The sequence below is a fragment of the Bacillus sp. cl95 genome (assembly GCF_900115925.1).
Taxonomy (GTDB): domain Bacteria; phylum Bacillota; class Bacilli; order Bacillales; family Cytobacillaceae; genus Neobacillus_A.
In genome coordinates, this window is record NZ_FOYF01000001.1 from 337,716 (window position 1) to 360,353 (window position 22,638).

The 22,638-nt window shown below is 40.0% G+C and carries 19 protein-coding genes; 1 reads left to right on the forward strand and 18 read right to left on the reverse strand.

Annotated elements, in window-relative coordinates; all coding sequences use genetic code 11:
• Positions 1–75: 75 nt before the first annotated feature.
• From dpaB to BMZ31_RS01780, 17 genes are all read right to left on the reverse strand, one after another.
• Positions 76–669 carry a dipicolinate synthase subunit B gene (gene dpaB, locus BMZ31_RS01700; RefSeq protein ID WP_090829994.1) on the reverse strand — a complete coding sequence of 198 codons (594 nt, stop codon included), beginning with the start codon at positions 667–669 and terminating at the stop codon, positions 76–78.
• On the reverse strand, positions 666–1,568 hold the full coding sequence (gene dpaA / locus BMZ31_RS01705; protein WP_090829995.1) for a dipicolinic acid synthetase subunit A: 903 nt from the start codon (positions 1,566–1,568) through the stop codon (positions 666–668). Before dpaA ends, dpaB begins: the two co-directional genes overlap by 4 nt.
• 243 nt (positions 1,569–1,811) lie before the next feature.
• The gene (locus BMZ31_RS01710) at positions 1,812–2,075 is read right to left on the reverse strand and encodes a YlmC/YmxH family sporulation protein (RefSeq protein ID WP_090829996.1); all 264 of its coding nucleotides are present in this window, start codon (positions 2,073–2,075) and stop codon (positions 1,812–1,814) included.
• A gap of 114 nt (positions 2,076–2,189) precedes the next feature.
• On the reverse strand, positions 2,190–3,431 hold the full coding sequence (locus tag BMZ31_RS01715; RefSeq protein WP_090829997.1) for a M16 family metallopeptidase: 1,242 nt from the start codon (positions 3,429–3,431) through the stop codon (positions 2,190–2,192).
• Between the two features lie 86 nt (positions 3,432–3,517).
• A complete protein-coding gene (locus BMZ31_RS01720; protein WP_090829998.1) occupies positions 3,518–4,462 on the reverse strand; it encodes a polysaccharide deacetylase family protein in 945 nt (314 codons plus the stop codon).
• Between the two features lie 382 nt (positions 4,463–4,844).
• On the reverse strand, positions 4,845–6,962 hold the full coding sequence (pnp, locus tag BMZ31_RS01725) for a polyribonucleotide nucleotidyltransferase (RefSeq protein ID WP_090829999.1): 2,118 nt from the start codon (positions 6,960–6,962) through the stop codon (positions 4,845–4,847).
• A 247-nt stretch (positions 6,963–7,209) separates the two neighbouring features.
• Positions 7,210–7,479 carry a 30S ribosomal protein S15 gene (rpsO, locus tag BMZ31_RS01730; RefSeq protein WP_090830000.1) on the reverse strand — a complete coding sequence of 90 codons (270 nt, stop codon included), beginning with the start codon at positions 7,477–7,479 and terminating at the stop codon, positions 7,210–7,212.
• A 127-nt stretch (positions 7,480–7,606) separates the two neighbouring features.
• Positions 7,607–8,557 carry a bifunctional riboflavin kinase/FAD synthetase gene (gene ribF / locus BMZ31_RS01735; RefSeq protein ID WP_090830658.1) on the reverse strand — a complete coding sequence of 317 codons (951 nt, stop codon included), beginning with the start codon at positions 8,555–8,557 and terminating at the stop codon, positions 7,607–7,609.
• A 34-nt stretch (positions 8,558–8,591) separates the two neighbouring features.
• Complete coding sequence (gene truB, locus BMZ31_RS01740; RefSeq protein ID WP_090830001.1) at positions 8,592–9,512, reverse strand: tRNA pseudouridine(55) synthase TruB; 921 nt, start codon at positions 9,510–9,512, stop codon at positions 8,592–8,594.
• 117 nt (positions 9,513–9,629) lie between these two features.
• A complete protein-coding gene (rbfA, locus tag BMZ31_RS01745) occupies positions 9,630–10,004 on the reverse strand; it encodes a 30S ribosome-binding factor RbfA (RefSeq protein WP_090830002.1) in 375 nt (124 codons plus the stop codon).
• Between the two features lie 14 nt (positions 10,005–10,018).
• Positions 10,019–10,300 carry a DUF503 domain-containing protein gene (locus tag BMZ31_RS01750; RefSeq protein ID WP_090830003.1) on the reverse strand — a complete coding sequence of 94 codons (282 nt, stop codon included), beginning with the start codon at positions 10,298–10,300 and terminating at the stop codon, positions 10,019–10,021.
• A complete protein-coding gene (infB, locus tag BMZ31_RS01755; RefSeq protein WP_090830004.1) occupies positions 10,300–12,504 on the reverse strand; it encodes a translation initiation factor IF-2 in 2,205 nt (734 codons plus the stop codon). The genes BMZ31_RS01750 and infB overlap by 1 nt, the downstream gene beginning before the upstream one ends.
• 19 nt (positions 12,505–12,523) lie before the next feature.
• Positions 12,524–12,826 carry a YlxQ family RNA-binding protein gene (locus BMZ31_RS01760; RefSeq protein WP_090830005.1) on the reverse strand — a complete coding sequence of 101 codons (303 nt, stop codon included), beginning with the start codon at positions 12,824–12,826 and terminating at the stop codon, positions 12,524–12,526.
• A complete protein-coding gene (locus BMZ31_RS01765; RefSeq protein WP_090830006.1) occupies positions 12,826–13,107 on the reverse strand; it encodes an RNase P modulator RnpM in 282 nt (93 codons plus the stop codon). The genes BMZ31_RS01760 and BMZ31_RS01765 overlap by 1 nt, the downstream gene beginning before the upstream one ends.
• 18 nt (positions 13,108–13,125) lie before the next feature.
• Positions 13,126–14,247 carry a transcription termination factor NusA gene (nusA, locus tag BMZ31_RS01770; protein WP_090830007.1) on the reverse strand — a complete coding sequence of 374 codons (1,122 nt, stop codon included), beginning with the start codon at positions 14,245–14,247 and terminating at the stop codon, positions 13,126–13,128.
• Between the two features lie 98 nt (positions 14,248–14,345).
• Positions 14,346–14,816, reverse strand: coding sequence for a ribosome maturation factor RimP (gene rimP / locus BMZ31_RS01775; RefSeq protein WP_090830008.1), 471 nt, complete (start codon positions 14,814–14,816; stop codon positions 14,346–14,348).
• Between the two features lie 382 nt (positions 14,817–15,198).
• Positions 15,199–19,524 (reverse strand): PolC-type DNA polymerase III, encoded by a 4,326-nt coding sequence (locus BMZ31_RS01780; RefSeq protein ID WP_090830009.1) that lies wholly within the window; start codon positions 19,522–19,524, stop codon positions 15,199–15,201.
• Between the two features lie 322 nt (positions 19,525–19,846).
• Here BMZ31_RS01780 and adhP point away from each other — a divergent pair, with 322 nt between their 5' ends.
• Positions 19,847–20,863 (forward strand): alcohol dehydrogenase AdhP, encoded by a 1,017-nt coding sequence (adhP, locus tag BMZ31_RS01785; protein ID WP_090830659.1) that lies wholly within the window; start codon positions 19,847–19,849, stop codon positions 20,861–20,863.
• A gap of 58 nt (positions 20,864–20,921) precedes the next feature.
• Here adhP and BMZ31_RS01790 read toward each other — a convergent pair whose 3' ends face one another.
• Positions 20,922–22,625 carry a proline--tRNA ligase gene (locus BMZ31_RS01790; protein ID WP_090830010.1) on the reverse strand — a complete coding sequence of 568 codons (1,704 nt, stop codon included), beginning with the start codon at positions 22,623–22,625 and terminating at the stop codon, positions 20,922–20,924.
• Positions 22,626–22,638 lie beyond the last annotated feature (13 nt).

Genomic DNA, 22,638 nt, shown 5'->3' on the forward strand with positions numbered 1-22,638 from the left:
AATAATATTTACATTTTATCATATTCCTCTAAAAGAAAAGAACCTTTTTGCAAAATACCAGAAAAAGCGGAAGGTTTAATCCAAATATCTTTCTACAAGTACAGGTTGCAACTGTTTGCCATTGATGGCTGCTTCAACTGTCTCGGACAATTTTGTCATACGCGCTACCATGGAGTTCGGTTTCTTTTCAGGATCATCCTGACCAAAAGGAATGAAATAAATATTCTTCGTGGCCATGAGTTTCATTAGATTCATGCCGTTTAACCCTAGTGCATCATTGGTTGATATCCCAAGCACGACAGGTTTTAGATTTCTTAAAGTCGCTTTCGCTGCCATCAATACAGGTGAGTCTGTCATGGCGTTTGCAAACTTACTCATTGTATTGCCAGTCAATGGAGCAATTACCATGCAATCAAGAGGGAGCTTCGGACCAAGGGGCTCCGCCTTAACGATGGAATCAACTACTTTATTACCGGTCAAGTCTTCAATCCTCTGTACCCAATCTTCGCCTTTTCCGAACCTCGTAGTCGTGCTTTGTACGGTAAAAGTGACAACTGGAATCACCTCTGCTCCCTGTTGAATCAATTTCTCTATTTCAGGAAATACAGCGTCGTATGTGCAATGAGAACCAGTCAATCCAAAACCAATTCTCTTTCCTTTTAAACTCATTTTGCTTTCCCCTTTCGCTTTGTGAAATCTTCCTGAAGAAGTTGAGAAAGTACATTCGCCAAGATTTGACCTGCCGTTTTCGGAGCCACAATCCCTGGCAAACCAGGTGCCAGCAGCGCCTTGATTCCCCTTTTTTCTGCGTACCTGAAATCAGTTCCACCAGGCTTCGATGCCAGGTCAATAATCAGGGTGTGCGTCGGCATCTTCGAAATGACAGAGGCATCGACAATCAAATATGGTATCGTGTTAATAAGGATGTCAGTATCTTTCACTTCATTCTGAATTTGATCGAGATGAAATGGTTGAACGGCCATTTCTGAAATTCTTGCAATATGCTCGCTTCTTCGAGCACCTACTTTGACTTTGGCTCCCAAAGCATGAAACGTTCTTGCCACGCTCATTCCCACCCTACCTAAACCTAAAATTGTTATATGGGAACCATGTATCGTAAAATCGGTATGCTGAATGGCCATCATGATGGTCCCCTCAACCGTCGGAATTGAATTGTAAATAGCTACATCATCCCGCTCAAAAAGTTGCACAAGATTTCGATTTACCTGACTGGTTATACCCGTTAAATATGCATTGCTAATACCCGAGTAGATTGTGCAATGAGCCGGTGTCTGCATCAACATTTCTTCAGTCAAAAAGACACGTTCATTTGAAAATATCGTTTCAACCTGACCTTCGAGATTCGTGCCGGGCACAGGTAAGATCACTGCATCCATAACAGAAAAATCGACTTCATCCACTTTCTCCTTTGTCGCTCCTGTGAAAGCATGATCAAGCTGTTCAAAACCTATTAATGAAAGCTTGGCATCCAGCTCTGTCAGTTTGCGGATTATCTCAAGTTGTCGCGCGTCACCGCCAACCACAGCAATTTGCATTCCTGTCAGCATGAAAATATTCACCTTCTTTTTCAGCTAGTCAGAACCATTTCAAGGTTCTGAACGCAAAAATTAAACTGCGCCGGCTTGTGATTTCGGCGAGTTTTTTATGTTTAAAACACTACATCTTCATTACATTCATCGATCGTTGTTTGTTGCTTCATTTCTACTTACACATCTTATGTAAGGGGGCATTAAACGGTGAGTTATTCCAAATAAAAAGCCCAAGCAGCTATTTCTGCCTGGACTTTACATTCAATCAGTTTCATTATTTTCCTGCTCTGCATCTGGAATATCAATGATAATCATGTCTGTTCCTATTTTCTTAATGTGCTTCCAAGGTACCCTGATTTCTCCCCCTTGCTTACGAAAGCCAAACCATTTTAAAGAAGGAATTAGCAGTGCTTGAATTTGACCTGTATTTTCATTTATTTCTAAATCTGTCTGCCCTAAGACACCCAGTCTTTCTGCTCTTTTTACATCGACAATTTCTTTTCCACTTAATTCACTCAGTCTCAAAGTAGCATCCCCTTTCGTGCTCCGCTACTACTAGTCTATATGCGCACCTCGACTTTTAGACTTTCTTGTAAAAAAAAACGAACAGCCTCCCTAGGGGAGACTGTTCAAGAACTACTATTTAAGACTTTCCGGTAAAACTCCATCTGGACTGATCAGTGATACGGAATAGTTGTCCGTGAAAATGCTGTTGGCCAATGAGTCAACGCTATCTTTCGTCACTTGATCAATTTGAACAACAATTTCGTCAAGATCGCGGTGGCGTTTAAGAAGCAATTCATTTTTCCCATTTCGACTCATTCGACTGTTCGTGCTCTCCAGACTTAACATCAAGCTACCTTTCAGTTGCTCTTTGCTGTTGTTAAGCTCTTTAGCTGTAATACCCTCTTGTTTCAACTTAGCCAGTGTTTCCTGGATTGTTTCATATAATGTATTAAGCTGTTTCGCCCCTGTTCCACCATACAGTGTGACAATTCCACTGTCTTTATAAGAAGAATGGTAAGAGAAAACAGAGTAGGCAAGTCCGCGTTGCTCACGAACTTCTTGGAACAAACGGCTACTCATGCTTCCGCCTAAAACATTATTCAATACAATCAAACTATAAATATCATCATGACCGACTTGCAAGCCTTCAAAGCCGATACATAAATGTGCCTGTTCTGTTTCTTTCTTCCTTGAAATGCGGTTAGAATGAAAATCAGGTTTTCCTTCATCCGTTACAGTATTTTTTCCACCTTCATAATTTCCAAAATACTTCTCTACTTCCCCGATAAATGCCTCAGAAATATTCCCGGCAATTGAGATGACCACGTTCTCAGGAGTGTACATATCATACATATAATTCTTTAGTGTATCACTTGTGAAAGTAGCAAGAGTTTCTTCTGTACCTAAAATCGGATAGCCAAGTGGATGTTTTTCATAAACAGCCTTACTCAATAAGTCATGAACGATATCATCTGGCGTATCTTCATACATTTTGATTTCTTCATAAACAACATTTTTTTCTTTTTTTAGTTCTTCTTCAACAAAAGTCGAGTTGAAGAACATATCTGATAATACTTCTAAAGCAAAATCAGCGTGCGTATCGAGAACTTTGGCATAGTAGCATGTATACTCTTTCGAAGTAAAAGCGTTTACTTGACCGCCGATACTATCAAATGATTCAGCAATTTCTCTAGCTGACCTTGTTTTTGTCCCTTTAAAAAACATATGTTCAAGAAAATGCGAAATACCATTGTTTTCAGGTGTTTCATCTCGCGAACCTGTTCCAATCCAAACACCAATTGCGACGGAACGAACTGTCGGAATATTTTCGAGTACAACTCTTACCCCATTTTGGCATGTATATTTCTTGATCAAACAAACTCCTCCTGTTCATATACAACTGTTGCAACTAGTTTTCATTTTGACGGATTTTTACTTTTATTTTCCCCTAAAAATAAAATCTATTTCACAATTCTTTCTTCATCCATTAATTGTGAAACGGTGCCTACTTCCAAATCTTTCGCTTTTATTTGCGTTAAAAGGGAATCTAGTGAGCGAGAGGTAGAATCTGTCGGATGCATTAGCACCATTGCTCCATTATGTATCTTCCCCATTACTCTTGAAATTAAGGTTTGTGGTGTTGGCTTTTGCCAATCGATCGTATCCACCGTCCACATGACCGTGCCAAGGTTGAGTTCATCCGCAATTTTCACAACATCATCACGGTAACTTCCACTTGGGGGAGCAAACCATACACAATTCTCTCCGGTTGTCGCTTCAATAACTTCATTTGTCTTAGCAATCTGTTCACGAATCTTGTCATTGGAGAGTTGCTTCATATTAGGATGTGTGTATGAATGATTCCCAATTTCGTGACCGGCATCTGCAATCATTTTTGCAAGGTCTGGATTTTCCTTTACCCATCTTCCCTCAAGGAAAAAACTTGCATGTACTTTATGTTTTTTCAAAACAGCCAACATATTCGGTAAATACTCATTTCCCCAAGCAACATTAATAATAAAGCTGACCATTGGTTTGTCTTGGTGGCCACGATAGATGGGCGATGGCGGCAGGTCATTCAAATGAATTTTCGGCTTCACCTGTTCAAATACTAACTTACTCGCCTCAAAACGCCCGTTTGCCTTCATTTTTTGATAGGATGCTTTCACATCAACATTTATCCCATTATAACCTGGCATGGCTTTCCATACCTGATCAATTTTCGCATCAGTTGGTTTTACTTCATATTTTGGTGCCTCGCTCAGGATTTTTTCGAAAAGAGGGTTTTGTTTCATTACCGGAATGCTGTCTTGTTTTAACTTTACTACATATTCATCTGTAAAACGATTATTAACTACTGACCATGAAATGAATAAGATCACTACGAACACAAAATAACGTTTCATTCATCTTGCCTCCTTCTTTACAGAATATGTACAAAAAGGACAAGGTAGAACGAAAAGACAGTGTATGGTGAAGCCTTGAATATGTATGTTTACTCATGGTTGTTTTCGCATTGATTGTTACTTATCGGATGCTACTTTCATCCCGTATTCTTAATGTCTTAGGGGCTCTTTTCGAAAAGTTCCTGAAACAAGAATTCATAAGAAACCGTAAAAATCCAGAAGCCGATTTTTACGGTTTCTTATGAAAACAACAAAGTTTACGAAAAGAGCATTATTAATAGCAAAAAGTCAGGGTTTCCCCTGACTTTGCTTATACTTTCAGGTATAAATTCCAGCACGATAGGAGCTCATGAATACCTTCTAATGTACAATTAATTGTTACTTAGCTTTGTTGCTCAGCTTTTTCGCGTTGTTCCTTCAATACAGCCTTGCGAGAAAGGTTTACACGTCCTTGCTTGTCAATTTCAGTAACCTTAACAAGAATTTCGTCACCAATCTTCAATACATCTTCAACCTTGCCTACACGTTCTTCAGCGATTTCAGAGATATGAACAAGACCATCTTTACCTTGGAAAATTTCAACGAAAGCACCGAATTTTTCAACGCGCTTTACTTTACCAAGATATAATTGTCCAACTTCCACTTCACGAACGATATCTTCAATGATTTTCTTCGCTTTCTGATTCATTTCTTCATTCACAGATGAAATAAATACGGTACCATCTTGTTCGATATCAATCTTTACGCCAGTTTCTTCAATGATCTTATTAATCTGCTTACCGCTCGGTCCGATTACGTCGCGAATCTTATCAGGATTAATAGCCATCATTAAGATCTTAGGTGCATATTGAGAAAGTTGAGATTTTGGTTCAGCAATTGTTTGTAGCATAGAGTCAAGAATCTGCATACGACCCACTTTAGCCTGAAGCAATGCTTCTTCTAAAATTTCACGTGATAATCCATCAATTTTGATATCCATTTGAAGAGCTGTTACACCATTTGCTGTTCCAGCAACTTTAAAGTCCATATCGCCAAGGTGATCTTCCATACCTTGGATATCTGTAAGAACAGTATAATGCTCTCCAGATTTAACAAGTCCCATCGCAATACCAGCTACAGGCGACTTGATTGGAACACCAGCGTCCATCATTGCCAATGTACTCGCACAGATACTCGCCTGAGAAGTAGAACCATTAGATTCTAATACTTCTGATACAAGACGGATTGTGTAAGGGAATTCCTTTTCAGAAGGAATACTTGGCTCAAGAGCACGTTCACCTAATGCACCATGCCCGATTTCACGACGGCCTGGTCCACGGATTGGTCCTGTTTCACCGACACTGAATAATGGGAAGTTGTAATGATGCATGAAACGTTTTTCTTCTTCTAATCCTAAACCATCTAAGATTTGCACGTCACCCATTGCTCCAAGAGTACATACGCTTAAAGCTTGAGTTTGTCCACGAGTAAACAAACCAGAACCATGAGTACGAGGCAATAAGCCGATTTGAGAAGACAATGGACGAATTTCGTCTGGTTTACGACCATCAGGGCGAACTTTCTCTTGTGTGATTAAGCGGCGAACTTCGCCTTTAACCATCTTATCCAAGATTTGCTTCACTTGCTTCATGTCGTCAGCTTCCGCTTCCTGCTCTTCATACTTTTGAATTACTTTATTTTTAACTTCTTTAATTGCAGCTTCACGAGCATGCTTTTCTTGAACTTGGATTGCTTCAATCATTTCAGCTTCACAAAGCTGACGGATTTCAGCCTCAAGTTCAGCATCTAGTGTATATAAAACAACTTCTGATTTTGGTTTACCAATTTCAGCAACAATTTGCTCCTGAAATTCAATAAGACGTTTGATTTCATTATGACCAAACATAATTGCTTCCAGCATGATTTCTTCAGGCACTTCATTTGCACCCGCTTCAACCATGTTGATCGCGTCTTTTGTCCCTGCAACTGTTAAGTGGATGTCACTTTGTTCAGTCTGTTCGACATTTGGATTGATAATGAATTCTCCATTAACTCTCCCAACAACCACACCTGCAATTGGTCCTTCGAAAGGAATATCGGAAACCGATAATGCAAGGGATGACCCAAACATAGCAGCCATTTCAGAAGAGCAATCTTGATCCACACTCATTACAATACTGATAACTTGTACATCGTTACGGAATCCATCTGCAAATAATGGACGGATCGGACGGTCAATCAAACGGCTCGCTAAAATAGCCTTCTCACTTGGACGACCCTCACGTTTAATGAATCCACCAGGGATTTTACCAACTGCGTATAAACGCTCTTCATAGTTTACAGTCAATGGGAAGAAATCAAGATTTTTTGGTTCTTTTGAAGCTGTTGCCGTACTCAATACAGCTGTATCTCCATAACGGACTAACACTGCTCCATTTGCTTGTTTAGCCAATTGGCCAATTTCAACACTAAGCTTGCGTCCAGCCCAGTCGATGGAATAAACATGTTTATTTTGATCCATTCAATTTAACCCCTCTCTACCTATATCACAATTCAAAATGAATGGCTTGCATTTTCGACCAATCATTTTTCCTCTATAAAAAAAAGCCACTTTGTGCTTTAATTGCCTTTACAAATTAATATTTATTATGTCCAGTTTTAACTGTTTTTAAAATATGTATAAAAAATAGTTGTTTTATGTTTCACACATGCATTTCCAAAACTTTTCTAGGATAATAAAAAAGCGGGAAAATTCCCGCTTCTGTAGACTATCGACGTAAGCCAAGCTTATTGATTAACTCACGGTAACGTGCTACATCTTTGTTACGTAGGTAAGTTAAAAGGTTACGACGTTTACCTACCATCTTCAAAAGACCGCGACGTGAGTGGTGGTCCTTCTTGTGAGTACGTAAGTGGTCGTTCAAGTTGTTGATTGATTCAGTAAGGACAGCGATTTGAACTTCAGCTGATCCAGTATCGCTTTCATGAGTTTTAAACTCATTGATAAGTTCGTTCTTACGTTCTTGAGTGATTGCCATACTGTTTCACCTCCTAATAATATATCCCCTGTTACTGAGCAAGCGTCGGTGACTCGACTTGCCAAGCAAAGGTTCTAGTGTTTTAACACCTTTATTATCTTATATCTTTTTATGACAAAAAGCAAGTCTAACCATTCTTTTTTTCAAAGTAACTGATAGAGCTTTGTTTATCTCGCTCGATTTGTGCCACCAGTTCTTCAATACCAGAAAATTTCTGTTCGCCTCTAATATACTTGTGCCATTCTATCGTCAATGTTTGACCGTAAATGTCCCTATCGAAATCAAAAATATGAACCTCAACTGACGGTCTTGGTGCAGCTTCTTTATGAAAGGTAGGTTTAAAGCCAATATTACAAACGCCAAAATGTGAATCACCATCTATGACAACTTTCACAGCGTACACACCAACTGGAGGAATAATATAATCCTCCGCTAAATCGATATTGGCAGTAGGGAACCCGATTGTTCTTCCACGTTTGTCTCCATGGATGACCGTCCCGGTAGTAGAATAATAACGACCTAGAAATTGCGGCAACTCTGTCATTCTCCCTTCTTTCAATAGGAGGCGAATGGCCGTCGAGCTTACTTTCACTCCGTCATTCTCAAGTTTAGGGACTACTGAGAACGTGAACTTGTTACGGGAATGGAAAGGCAATGTCTCCATCGTTCCCTTTCCCATTCTTCCGTAACTATAGTCAAATCCAGCTATCACATGTTTCGCATTTAGACTAATGATATATTCATCAATAAATTCTTGGGGAAGAAGATTAGCAAATTCGGAGGTGAATTCGACGACAAATAGGTAATCCACCCCTAATTGATTCATTATTCTAATCTTATCTTCTAGTGGTGTAATATATTGTGTATGTTTCTCGCTTTTCCCAAGGACAACTGACGGATGGGGATCAAATGTCATCACTGCACTTTTTAGCCCGTCCTCTTTTGCCCTCTTTACTGCCTCGTCTATAACCTTTTGATGGCCTCGATGCACACCATCAAAATACCCGAGAGCGATTGATAGTTCTGGCAATTCGATACTTTTTAATGTATTAGGATATCCAAGATTAATCAGTTTCACGATGGTATTCACCTTTTTCTTATCCGTACCTCTATTATATCTGATCATTCCTCAGTACTTTAACAGGTTTCAAAACGTTAGCTTTTTCAGGATGTGCAGCATAGATTGCAAGTGCCATTCCTTGTTCTGTTTCAGCAATAATAGGTCCGTTGATATTTTGCAAGAAATCCGGTACAGGTAGAAGCGCACCGTTTTTCACTTTCTCTGCTACTTTATCACTTAACACATATTTCGGCAAATGAGAAACTGCGCTTTCAAGAGGTCTCAAAACTTCATTTATCTCGCCGTCATTCATTAATACCTCTACCTGTTCAAGCGTGAGACAATCTTCTAAAGTATACGAAGCAGATTTGATTCTCTGGAGCCACGACATATGGGCTGGGTATCCCAATTTCTCTCCAATCATGACAGCAAGTGTTCTGATATAAGTACCTTTGCCACAATCCACCCTAAACTTGAAAGAAATGGTTTCACCTGCAAACTCATCACGATGATCGAGAAGCTCTATTGAATAGATATTTACCTTCCGTGATGGTCGCTCCACCTCTATTCCTTGACGCGCATACTCATATAATCGTTTTCCATTTACTTTTACAGCAGAATACATCGGCGGAGTCTGGACAATTTCCCCTGTCAAGGATTCCAAGACTTTCAATATTTCTTCTCTCTTGATGATTCGATCCAAAACCTTAGATTCAACTACCTCACCTGATGCATCTTCTGTCGTTGTGGAGAATCCAATTGTGACCTCCCCATCGTAAGCTTTTCCTGCATCCGTTATGTATTCAGCCACCTTTGTTGTCCTACCAATACAAATGGGTAAGACACCAGTAACATCAGGGTCTAGAGTTCCTGTATGACCCACTTTTTTTGTCCTCAATATTTTTCTTAGCTTAAATACACAATCATGCGAAGTCATGCCTGCTGGTTTAAAGAGGGGCAAAATCCCTTCCATACTTTTCATCACCTTTATCTTGAATTTAAGAGAAAGAGCGGGTTCACGCTTGAAACAGATATTTATCTATTATTCCCCCTCTAGCCGAAAAAAATGGATAGACAAGTTGTCTATCCATTACTCTTCATCTTTAGACTGATCCATGGGTTGTTCTTCTTTTTGCAATTGATGAAGAAGATTATTAATTCGATTGCCGTATTCAAATGACTCATCGAATTCAAAAATAATTTCAGGCGTCTTTCGCAAACGAATGCGTTGTCCAATTTCGGATCGGATGAATCCCTTTGCTTTCGCAAGGCCCTTTAACGTATTCTCTCTTTGCTCTTCCCCGCCTAAAACAGAAATATAAACAGTGGCTTGTTGCAAATCACCCGTAACTTGAACATCAGTGACAGTTACAAAACCAATTCTTGGATCCTTGATTTTACGACCGATGATGTCACCAAGTTCTTTCTTCATTTGCTCACCAACGCGGGTTGCTCTATGGCTCATATTCATTCACCTCATTAAAGCCAATCAATTTCTGTAATCGTCCGTTCAATCTCTGGGAACGAATCGATCATTTTTAACGCATTTTGCAATTCTCTTTCAGTGGTCATTTTTGTAGATGATACAGCAACGATCGCAATCATGGATCGCTGCCATACATCCTGATAGCCTACTTCCGAAACGGATACATTAAACTTTTGTTTTAAGCGGGATAAGATCCGCTGTAAAACAGCTCGTTTTTCCTTTAGGGAGTGTGCATCATAAATGATGCACTCACATTCGGCTACCCCTACAATCATTAACGTTCCACTTCTTCCATTACATATGCTTCAATAATGTCGCCTTCTTTAACATCGTTAAAGTTTTTAATGGTAACTCCACACTCATATCCTCTTGCAACTTCTTTAGCGTCATCTTTGAAACGCTTAAGGGCGTCAATTGTGCCTTCGAAGACTACAACTCCATCACGGATTAAGCGGATACCGCTGTCACGAGTAATTTTCCCTTCCGTAACGAAAGAACCAGCAATTGTACCAATTTTAGAGACTTTGAATGTTTGTCGTACTTCAGCCTGACCGATGATTTTCTCTTCAAATTCAGGATCGAGTAGACCTTGCATTGCAAATTCAATCTCTTCAATTACTTTGTAAATAATTCTATGAAGACGAACGTCAACTTTTTCAGCATCAGCTGCGCGCTTTGCATTTACATCTGGGCGAACGTTAAATCCAATTACAATTGCATTGGATGCAGCCGCTAGCGTGATATCAGATTCGTTGATCGCACCAACTGCAGTGTGAATAATCTTAATATTAACACCTTGCACATCAATTTTACGAAGTGATGCAGCTAACGCCTCTGCAGAACCTTGAACGTCAGCTTTCACGATTACGTTCAAGTCTTTCATTTCACCTTGTTTCATTTGCTCAAATAAAGTTTCAAGACTCACACGTGAACTTTCACCACGTGAAGCAGCAAGAACTTGCTGGGCACGAGCTTCCCCAACTTGACGAGCTGTTTTCTCATCTTTGAAGACAACAAAACGGTCACCAGCTTGTGGAACATCGCTCAAACCTGTTACTTCAACCGGAGTTGATGGACCCGCTTCTTTAACGCGGCGGCCAATATCATTAACCATCGCACGAACACGTCCGAAAGTACTTCCAACTACGATAGGATCACCTACACGAAGTGTTCCGTTTTGGACTAGTAATGTCGCAACAGCTCCACGGCCTTTATCCAATTGAGCTTCAATAACAGTACCAACAGCACTGCGTTTTGGATTAGCTTTGTATTCTTCAACTTCTCCAACTAGAAGAATCATTTCAAGAAGTTGTTCGATTCCTTCGCCTGTCTTAGCAGAAAGCGGAACAAAGATTGTGTCTCCACCCCAAGCTTCAGATACCAAACCGTGCTCAGTTAATTCCTGCATAACCTTTTCAGGATTGGCAGTCGGCTTATCCATTTTGTTAACAGCAACAATAATTGGAACTTCTGCCGCTTTAGCATGGTTGATCGCTTCTACTGTTTGAGGCTTAACGCCATCGTCCGCAGCTACAACTAGGATTGTAATATCCGTAATTTTAGCTCCACGTGCACGCATCGTTGTGAAAGCAGCATGTCCTGGTGTATCAAGGAAAGTAATCTTTTTACCATTTTCAACAACTTGGTATGCACCAATATGCTGTGTGATTCCACCTGCTTCTCCTTCCGTCACTTTCGTGTTACGGATTGAGTCAAGCAATGTAGTTTTACCATGGTCAACGTGTCCCATGATCGTAACAACAGATGGTCTTTCAACTTGATCTTCTGTTGCATCATCAGTGAAATAAACTTCTAAATCAGTTGTATCGATTTTGATTTCTTCTTCCACTTCAACGCCATATTCGCTCGCGATCAATTCAATAGCATCTTTATCCAACTCTTGGTTGATTGTTGCCATAACGCCAAGAAGGAATAATTTCTTAATGATTTCAGATGGCTCGCGGTGAAGCTTCTTAGCCAGTTCAGCAACAGTTAAAGATTCACTAAAAGTGATTTTAGCTGGAAGTTCTTTTTCCTTCTTTGGTTGCTGTGGTTGAGATTGTTGAGGTCTCTTATTGTTATTGTTTCTTTGTTGCTGATTATTTTTACCCTTACCTTTGTTAAAAGGCTTGTTTCCATTTGGCTTAGAAGATTGATCATTTTTCTTCACCGGGTTAGGATTTACCTTCACCTTTGTTGGTGTTGGGTTTTTGTCATCAAGATTGTCGAATGCCTGTGGAGTTGCTTTAGAAACAACTTGAGCAACTGCTCTTGGTTGAGGCTTTGAAGAAGACTGAGAAGCTTGTTCCTTCTTTTCTTCTTTTTTCACGTACAAAGCATCAAGCTTTGCAAGTGCATCATCTTCGATTGTTGCCATGTGATTGGAAACTTCTATATTCATATCTTTCAATTTACCGATTACATCCTTACTGGAAATATTATGTTTTTTCGCATATTCATAAACACGCGTTTTACTCATTCTTTCACCCCCGCTAGAATTAATCGAGCAACGAAACCAGCTTTTTGGCAAATCCATCATCCATTACAGCAACAACCACGCGGGCTTCCTTGCCAATCGCTTGACCAAGAATATGGCGATCTTCCACAATTTTCACTGGAACCTCATAGGACTTGCACTTATCTGTTATTTTTTTCATTGTGTTTGCAGACGCATCTGCCGATAACAAAACGAGTTTTGCTCTTCCTGCTCTAACTTCCTTGATTGAGAGCTCTTCCCCCGAAATGATTTTTCGCGCTCGATTTGCTAAGCCAAGCAATGACATCCATTGATTTGATTTCATCAGGATTGTCGTTTCTCCTTCTCAACGAACTCAAGAAGTTCTTCATATATTGATTCATCTATCTTCGTTTCTAAATGGTTAGATAAGGAATTCTTTTTCTTGGCTAAAAGGATAGCTTCTTTATCTAATGAAAGATAGGCACCACGACCGGACTTTTTGCCCGTAAGATCGATGGATACTTCTCCTTCTTTTGAGCGAACGATGCGAACGAGTTCTTTTTTCGGTCTCATTTCACCGGTAGCAACACATTTTCGCATTGGAACTTTCTTTCGATTGTTCACAACCATTCACCTCACTTTTTATTCCATGTCATCTTCATAATCGAAGTCGTCTTCTAGATTGTCATCTAAAAGCTTGATAGCATCCTCACGTGGATAGATACCCAGTTCACGCGCTTCTGATTCTGATTTGATATCAATTTTCCAGCCAGTCAATTTAGCTGCTAAGCGAGCATTCTGCCCTCTCTTACCAATAGCCAATGAAAGTTGATAGTCAGGTACAACAACAGTTGTAGCTTTTTCACTTTCATTTACAGCTACATCTACAACTTTCGATGGGCTGAGTGAATTCGCAACGAAAACAACAGGATCTTCAGACCATTTAACGATATCGATTTTTTCACCTTTTAACTCGTTGACAATCGCTTGTACGCGAGTTCCTTTTGGCCCTACACAAGAACCTACAGGATCTACTTCAGGGTTTTCGGAATGAACAGAAATCTTCGAACGGTCACCAGCTTCACGGGCAACAGACTTAATTTCAACTGTTCCATCGTAAATTTCAGGAACTTCGATTTCAAATAAACGCTTTAATAAACCAGGATGAGTACGGGAAACAAAGATTTGTGGCCCTTTTGTCGTTTTCTCCACTTTCGTGATAAAAACTTTGATTCTGTCATGTGGCTTATAACGTTCATTTGGCATTTGCTCATTAATCGGCAACAATGCTTCGATTTTACCAAGGCTGACATAAATGAATTTAGAATCAAGACGCTGTACGATTCCTGTCATAATGTCTTCTTCACGATCGATAAACTCTGAATAGATAATTCCTCTTTCAGCTTCACGTACGCGTTGTGTCACTACTTGTTTAGCAGTTTGAGCAGCGATACGGCCAAAGTCTTTAGGAGTAACTTCCATTTCAACTACATCTTCAACGGTGTAGTTTGGATTGATTCGTTGTGCATCTTCTTCAGAAATTTCAAGACGTGGATCAAAAACTTGATCAACAACTTCTTTACGTGCAAACACTCTCATTGAACCAGATTGTAAATTCAAGTCGATTCGAACATTTTGCGCTTGGTTAAAATTGCGACGATATGCAGAAATCAGTGCTGCTTCAATCGCTTCTATTATTACGTCTCTGGAAATTCCTTTTTCTCTCTCCAGCAATGTAAGAGCATCCAATAATTCACTGCTCATGAGACTTTATCCCCCTTCAAATCACTCATACAAAATTAATCCTGCTAGGCAGGCTGTGCGTCATTACGCTGCCAATCAACAATGCCCATTAACATATCCTAAGAAAAAGAAACAGCTAAACGAGCATTCGCTATTTTTTCGAAAGGAATCTCAACGACCTTTTTGCGAGTCTTAATCATAATTTCGACTTTGACAGATTTTCCATCATACTCCGCCAACTTACCTTCAAACGTTTTTTCACCATCAATTGGTTCATATGTTTTAACATAAACACGTTTTCCAATTGATCTTAAAAAATCTTTTTCTTTTTTCAAAGGGCGTTCAGCACCGGGAGAAGAAACCTCTAAAAAGTAGTTATGGGGAATTGGATCAATCTCATCAAGTTTTTCACTAACCTTTTCACTAGCCAGACCACAATCCTCGATATCCACACCGCCGTCTTTATCAATATATAAACGAAGGAACCATTCCTTACCTTCTTTTACATATTCAATATCAACTAGTTCGAAATTAATTTGGTCTAAAATCGGTGAAATGATTTCCTCCACCACTTCCGTTACCTTGCTCATGCTAACCCTCCTTTTCCGCTAATATAACCGTTTTAAATGGAAATTTTCATCCTAATTTAATAATAAAAAAGGTCCTAACAACAACGAAAGAGCGGGTTTCCCCACTCTTGTCCACGAGAGTTTATCTTAGTATTTCCAATAAAACTATACCATATCCAAAATTTATATGCAAACAAGAAAAGCGTAAGCGCCTTGCTTAGTCCCGACCAGCATAAGACAAGCACTGGCAGAAGGCGTCCTTTGCCTTCAGAAGTGATTGGCTTATGACCGAGGTTGTTTCGGCTTTAGGAAACAACCTTGAGGGGCTAAAGCGCTGGAGCTAGACACGTAAAAGCGGAGAGCGGGTGTTGGGCCGCTCTCCGCTTTGAATTTGATAACTAAATTAAAACAACGATAGCTGATTTTGATCTGGCAGTGACTCTAGGCAGCCTTGCTTGTCGAGGAACTCGATGATCGTCTTGGAAACTTTACCTCTTTGTTGTAAGTCCTCTTTTGAAAGGAACTCGCCTTCTTCTCTTGCTTTAACAATGTTAATAGCCGCATTTGTACCGAGACCAGGAATTGCATTGAAAGGCGGAATGAGTGTGTCTCCATCAATAATGAAATCTGTTGCACTTGAACGGTACAAGTCCACTTTTTGAAAAGAAAAACCGCGCTCGCACATTTCAAGAGACAACTCCATCACCGTCAACAAGTTCTTCTCTTTTGTTGATGCTTCAAGCCCTTTTGCGTTGATTTCTTCAATCTTAGCTCTTAACGCTTCCGATCCGCGTACCATTGCTTCAACATCGAAATCGTCTGCACGAACCGTAAAGTATGCTGCGTAATAGAACAATGGATGGTGTACTTTAAAATAAGCGATCCTTACAGCCATTAATACATATGCAGCGGCATGGGCTTTCGGGAACATGTATTTGATTTTTTTACAAGAATCAATATACCATTCTGGCACTGAATTCTTGCGCATTTCTTCTTCCATATCCTCAGATAAACCTTTCCCTTTACGTACGGATTCCATAATTTTAAAAGCGAAAGATGGTTCAAGTCCCTGATAGATTAAATAAACCATAATGTCATCACGACATCCGATTACTTCACTTAGAGTACAGGTCTTATTATGGATAAGTTCTTGGGCGTTTCCGAGCCATACATCGGTACCGTGTGAAAGTCCTGAAATCTGTACAAGCTCCGAGAAAGTCGATGGTTTCGTATCTTCAAGCATCTGACGTACGAATCGCGTTCCGAATTCAGGAATACCGAGCGTACCAGTTTTACACATGATTTGTTCTTCGGTCACGCCTAGTGATTCTGTCCCGCTGAAAATCTTCATTACTTTTGGATCATCGGTTGGAATCGTTTTAGGATCCATTCCACTTAAATCTTGAAGCATACGAATGACAGTTGGGTCGTCGTGTCCGAGTATATCAAGCTTCAATAGATTGTCATGTATAGAGTGGAAATCAAAGTGAGTCGTTTTCCATTCAGATGTAGCAGAATCTGCAGGGAACTGTATTGGTGTAAAATCATAAATATCCATATAATCAGGCACTACGATGATACCGCCCGGATGCTGACCAGTCGTTCTTTTAACACCTGTACATCCAGAAGCAAGCCTATCGATCTCTGCTCCGCGCAAATGAAGATTATTTTCCTGTTGATAGCCTTTTACATATCCATAAGCTGTTTTATCGGCTACAGTACCGATCGTACCTGCACGGTAAACATAGTCCTCACCGAAAAGCACTTTTGTATAGTTGTGGGCGCGCGGCTGATATTCTCCAGAGAAGTTCAAGTCGATATCGGGAACTTTGTCCCCTTTAAACCCTAGGAAAGTTTCAAACGGAATATCATGTCCGTCTTTCTTATAGGCCGCGCCACATTGAGAACAATCCTTGTCAGGTAAGTCGAATCCCGATCCTACAGAACCGTCGTTAAAAAACTCAGAATGCTTACAGGATGGGCAAACATAATGTGGAGGCAACGGATTTACTTCAGTTATTTCCGTCATCGTCGCTACTAGAGACGAACCGACGGATCCACGTGAACCTACAAGGTAGCCATCATTCAATGATTTTTTTACGAGTTTATGAGAAATCAGATAGATAACGGCAAATCCGTGTCCAATGATACTCTTCAATTCTTTTTCAAGTCGTGCTTCGACTATTTCTGGAAGAACTTCACCATAGATGCTGTGCGCCATTGCATAACTCATTTCGCGCATTTCAACATCTGCGCCTTCAATTTTAGGCGTGTAAAGGTCGTCTTTGATCGGCTTAATGTTCTCGATCATGTCGGCAACCTTATTTGTATTTGTCACGACGATTTCCTTTGCTTTTTCTGCTCCGAGAAAAGAAAATGCATCAAGCATTTCATTTGTGGTGCGGAAATGTACATCTGGAAGTTGGTGACGATTTAGTGGATTCGCTCCACCTTGTGAGTTTATCAAGATTTTACGATAGATTTTATCATTCTCATTCAAGTAATGTACATTACCTGTTGCGACAACCGGTTTATCCAGCTCTTCGCCTAGTTTCACAATATTACTGATGATTTCTTCAAGTGCCTTTTGATCCCTGACTAATTCCATCTCAAGCAATGGGGCGTAAACCGCCTTTGGATGCACTTCGAGATAGTCATAGAATTTTGCCTTAGCAAAGGCTTCTTCAGGTCCTTTTTGCATCATGCTCTCAAAGACCTCGCCTTTATCACAGCCTGACCCTATTAAAATGCCTTCGCGATGCTTTTCAAGTTGAGAACGCGGAATACGTGGGACACGATAGAAATAATTCATATGTGAAATCGATATTAGTTTAAAAAGGTTTTTCAAACCAACTTCATTTTGAGCAAGTAATGTGCAATGGTATGGACGCGCACGTTGATATGCATTTCCTTGTCCCATATTGTCATTTAATTGATCGTGGAACTCTATTTCTTTTTCCATTGCGTCCTTTAGCATCTTCATCAATAAATAACCGGTTGCCTCTGCATCGTAAATGGCTCGATGATGTTGTGTAAGTTCAATGTCAAATTTCTTGGCTAGTGTATTAAGACGATGGTTCTTCATTTCTGGATAAAGGAAGCGTCCGAGTTCAAGTGTATCTATAACTGGATTTTCGGCTTCACCAAGTCCGTACTTTTTATATCCAACGTTTAAGAAGCCCATATCAAATGATGCATTATGAGCAACTAGTGTACACTCACCTGTCCACTCCTGGAATCTCTTTAATACTTCTTCCACTTCCGGAGCATTTCGAACCATATCATCCGTAATACCGGTTAGGTTGATTGTCGTTGCAGATAAGCGATGATGAGGGTTGGCAAATGACTCAAAACGGTCAATGATTTCCCCCTCTTTAATTTTGACAGCAGCAAGTTCGATGATTGTGTCATATACGGCAGAAAGTCCCGTCGTTTCAACGTCAAACACGACATAAGTATCTTCAGCAAGCTTGCGATGTGCTGAATTGTATGCGATTGGTACACCATCGTTAACTAGATTTGCTTCGACACCATATAAAATCTTGATATCGTTCTTCTTTCCTGCCCCAAATGCTTCCGGGAATGATTGAGCAACCGCATGATCAGTAATCGCAATCGCTTTATGACCCCATTTTTTCGCTTGAGCGACCAAAGCACTTACCGATGTAACAGCATCCATTTGGCTCATCGGGGAATGAAGGTGAAGCTCAACACGTTTTTCATCTGCTGGAGCAGTGTCCATGCGTTGCTTCGGCTTGATTTCGTTTATATCATTTCCGATCATAACAAGGTCGCGAACAAAAGTATCATTTTGGATGCTACCACGAACTTTTACCCACATACCCTTCTTAACATGTTGATAGAGCGCGGCATCCTCTTTATCACGAGAAAACATTTTTACCATTATTGAACTAGTGTAGTCGGTAATTTTAAAGGTTAACAATGTTCTGCCGCTTCGGAGTTCCTTTGTTTCAGCATCAAAAATAAATCCTTCAACCGCAATGCGGCGTTCTTCGTCGATGATATCGATCAAACTTCTGAAATCTGCATCATCCTTAATGGTCAAACCAATTGTAAGTGGACCATCAAGCTCTGCATTTCCTCCTGCATCCTTTTCACTTTCAGCCTTCTGCATTTCGACCATAGCAAGCAGAGCACGCTCTTGATCTTCTTTTTGTTTTGCCTCAAGGAATTGCTCGTACTCTTCATTGGATGTTTGTACCTGAACATCTACATCAAGGGACAATAAAGGAAATCCGTACGACTGAAAAATGTTTGCTATCGTAGATTCATATTTCCGCTTGATTGCTAGGCCTTCCATTTCATTTCGGGCACTGATTAGTAATTTATGTCCTTGTACTTTCGGAGTCTGTTCATTTAATAACTTTAATAGTGGTGGAGCTATTCCATCTATTTCTTGCAAACAACTTTTCCAATAACCAACTAACAGTTCCTCTGTAAATTGTTGGTCTTTTACACTAATTGTAAACGAAACGGATGCTATTTCAGCAAATGTCCTTTGCAATTGGGTTGTAAAACGATTGTATACGTTAAAAGGAATTATCTTTTCTAATAAAAAACTAAAATGCCATTTACGGGCTTTTTTCTCAACCTGAACCTTTTCGATCTGGGCATGATGAAAATGCACGACGATTGCATCTTCAGTGAGTTGCAGTTGAGATAGCAAGTGTTGAAAACGCTCGATTTTGCCGATTGCATGATCGCTCATCGAATCTCCCCCATTTATCTATTTCTATATTCTTTCATCAAAATGAATGTTGTTAAAAAAGTTATTATATCACACACAGACAACCTGCAACTTCATATATCCATATTAAGTATACCGTTTTTTTCTCTAACTCATTTACAAAATATTATTCATTCAATTGTGTCTAATCTGTATACGAAATTTGTCGGATTTCTGACAGGTGCGTTGAAATGCCCCTTTGGATATTGTCGGATTATTCGTTACTGACTATAGTGAAGGTGTAAGAAATACTTACTTAGTCACTCAATCTTAGGAGGTCATTCAAATGTGTCAACAACACGAAATGAAAGCCGCAGTCGTACATGAATTCAAAAAGGAATTAGTCGTTGAAAATGTTCCAGTACCAGAAGTAGGAAAGCACGACGTACTTGTCCATATTAAGGCTTGTGGAGTTTGTCATACAGATTTGCATGCAGCCCATGGTGACTGGCCAGTTAAACCTTCTCTTCCATTGATTCCAGGTCATGAAGGAGTAGGAGAAATTGTTAAGGTTGGCGAAGATATTACCCATTTAAAAGTTGGTGACCGTGTAGGAATTCCTTGGTTATATTCAGCTTGCGGACAATGTGAATATTGCTTAAGCGGAAGAGAAACGCTTTGCCTTGATCAGCAAAACGCTGGATATTCTATCAATGGTGGATATGCAGAATACTGCTTAGCAGACGGCAGATACGTTGTTAAAGTTCCAGATAACTTGAATTATGTAGAAGCAGCACCAATCTTCTGTGCAGGTGTAACAACATATAAAGCTCTAAAGGTCGGTGAAGCAAAGCCTGGTGACTGGGTTGCAGTATTTGGTATCGGCGGACTAGGACACGTAGCTGTTCAATATGCAAAAGCAATGGGCTACAAAGTAGTTGCGGTTGACACATTTAATGAAAAGCTAGAATTGGCAAAAGAACTAGGAGCAGATTTGACAATTAATCCATTAAAGGAAGATGCGGCAGAATATATCAAGCGAGAAGTTGGAGGAGTTCAAGCAAGTATTTGCACAGCAGTATCAAAGCATGCATTTGACCAAGCGTATCGTTCAGTTAAACGCGGTGGTAAATGTGTTGCAGTAGGTCTTCCACCAGAAACGATGGAAATTCCTATTTTCGATACTGTATTAAATGCAGTAAGCGTTGTTGGATCTATCGTTGGTACACGTAAAGACTTACAAGAAGCATTACAATTTGCTGCTGACGGAAAAGTTCGCACGATTGTAGAAACAGCTCAATTGGACGAAATCAACGATATATTTGAAAAACTTGAAAAAGGCGAAATCAACGGTCGAATCGTATTGGATATGGAGAAATAATTGACTAAATTCATAATCAAAAAGAGCACTGCGGCGGCCGCAGTGCTCTTTACTTATCTTATAAAGTTTCAAGGATGTCTTGAATCTTAGTTGCTAGTTCATCACGATGAACTTCAATCATTTCACCTGTCTTACGAACCTTCAACTCAACGATGCCTTCAGCCGCTTTCTTTCCAACTGTTACACGGATAGGCATACCAATTAAATCAGAATCAGCGAATTTCACGCCTGGTCTTTCTTGGCGATCATCGAAAAGAACATCGTAACGATTCTTTTTCAATTGTGCGTATAATTCTTCAGAAAGTGTCGCTTGCGCTTCATCCTTCATGTTAATTGCGATTAGATGAACTTGGAATGGAGCGATATCAGCAGGCCATACAAGCCCACTCTCGTCATTAAACTGTTCAGCTACAGCAGCCAATGTACGAGAAACACCGATACCATAGCATCCCATAATCATCGGTTGTGTTCTACCATTTTCATCAAGATATGTAGCATTCATCGCTTCACTATATCTTGTTCCAAGCTTGAACACATGTCCAACTTCTATTCCTTTTGCAAAAAGAATTTTACCTTGACCATCAGGAGATAAATCACCCTCTTTGATGAAACGAAGGTCAGCGTATTGATTTACTTCAAAATCTCGCTCTACATTTACGTTTACAAAGTGATAATTCTCTTCATTTGCGCCACATACACCATTTATAACCGCTTGAACAGCATGGTCAGCAACCACTTCAACGTTTTTGACACCGATAGGTCCCACTGAACCAACCGCACAACCTAGAACTTCTTTTGTTTCCTCATGTGATGCAAGCTCAATAACACCTGCTTCAAACAAGTTCTTGAGTTTAATATCATTAACTTCATGGTCACCACGTACAAGGACGAGTACATACTTTTCATCCACTTTGAAAAGCAACGACTTTATGCAGTCTTCTGCTGATACGTTCAAGAAGCTAGAAACTTCTTCAATGGATTTTTGGTTTTCTGTTAATACTTTTTCCATGTCTTTTAACGGTGCATCTTTCTTTTCATATGTCATGACCACTGGAGCCATTTCAATATTTGCAGCGTATGTCGACGTATCAGAATAAGCAATCGTGTCTTCACCAATCTCTGAAAGCACCATAAATTCGTGCGTATCCTTACCACCCATGGCACCTGAATCTGCAATTACAGCACGGAAATTCAATCCGCAACGGCTGAAAACATTCGAATAGGCAGTGAAGAGTTGTTCGTATACCTTATCAAGGCTATCATGTGAGGAATGGAATGAATACGCATCCTTCATGACAAATTCACGACCACGAAGTAGTCCAAAGCGTGGACGTTTTTCATCACGGAATTTTGTTTGAATTTGATATAGCGTTAACGGTAAACGCTTATATGATTTCACTTCATCACGAACAAGACTTGTAATGACCTCTTCATGAGTCGCACCTAAAGCAAATTCACGGTCATGACGATCCTTTAAACGCATCAGTTCCGAACCGTAAGAATACCATCTACCTGATTCTTGCCATAGTTCAGCCTGTTGTAACGCGGGCATAAGCAACTCAACTGCTCCGGCCCCGTCCATTTCTTCACGAACGATCGCTTCAATCTTCTGAAGCACCTTTTTACCTAGTGGAAGGAAACTATAAACTCCACTTGCATTCTGTCGAATGTATCCTGCTTTTAGCAATAACTGATGGCTTTTCACTTCAGCATCAGCAGGTATTTCTCTCAATGTAGGAATAAGCGTCATACTTTGTTTCATCTAATAGCACCTC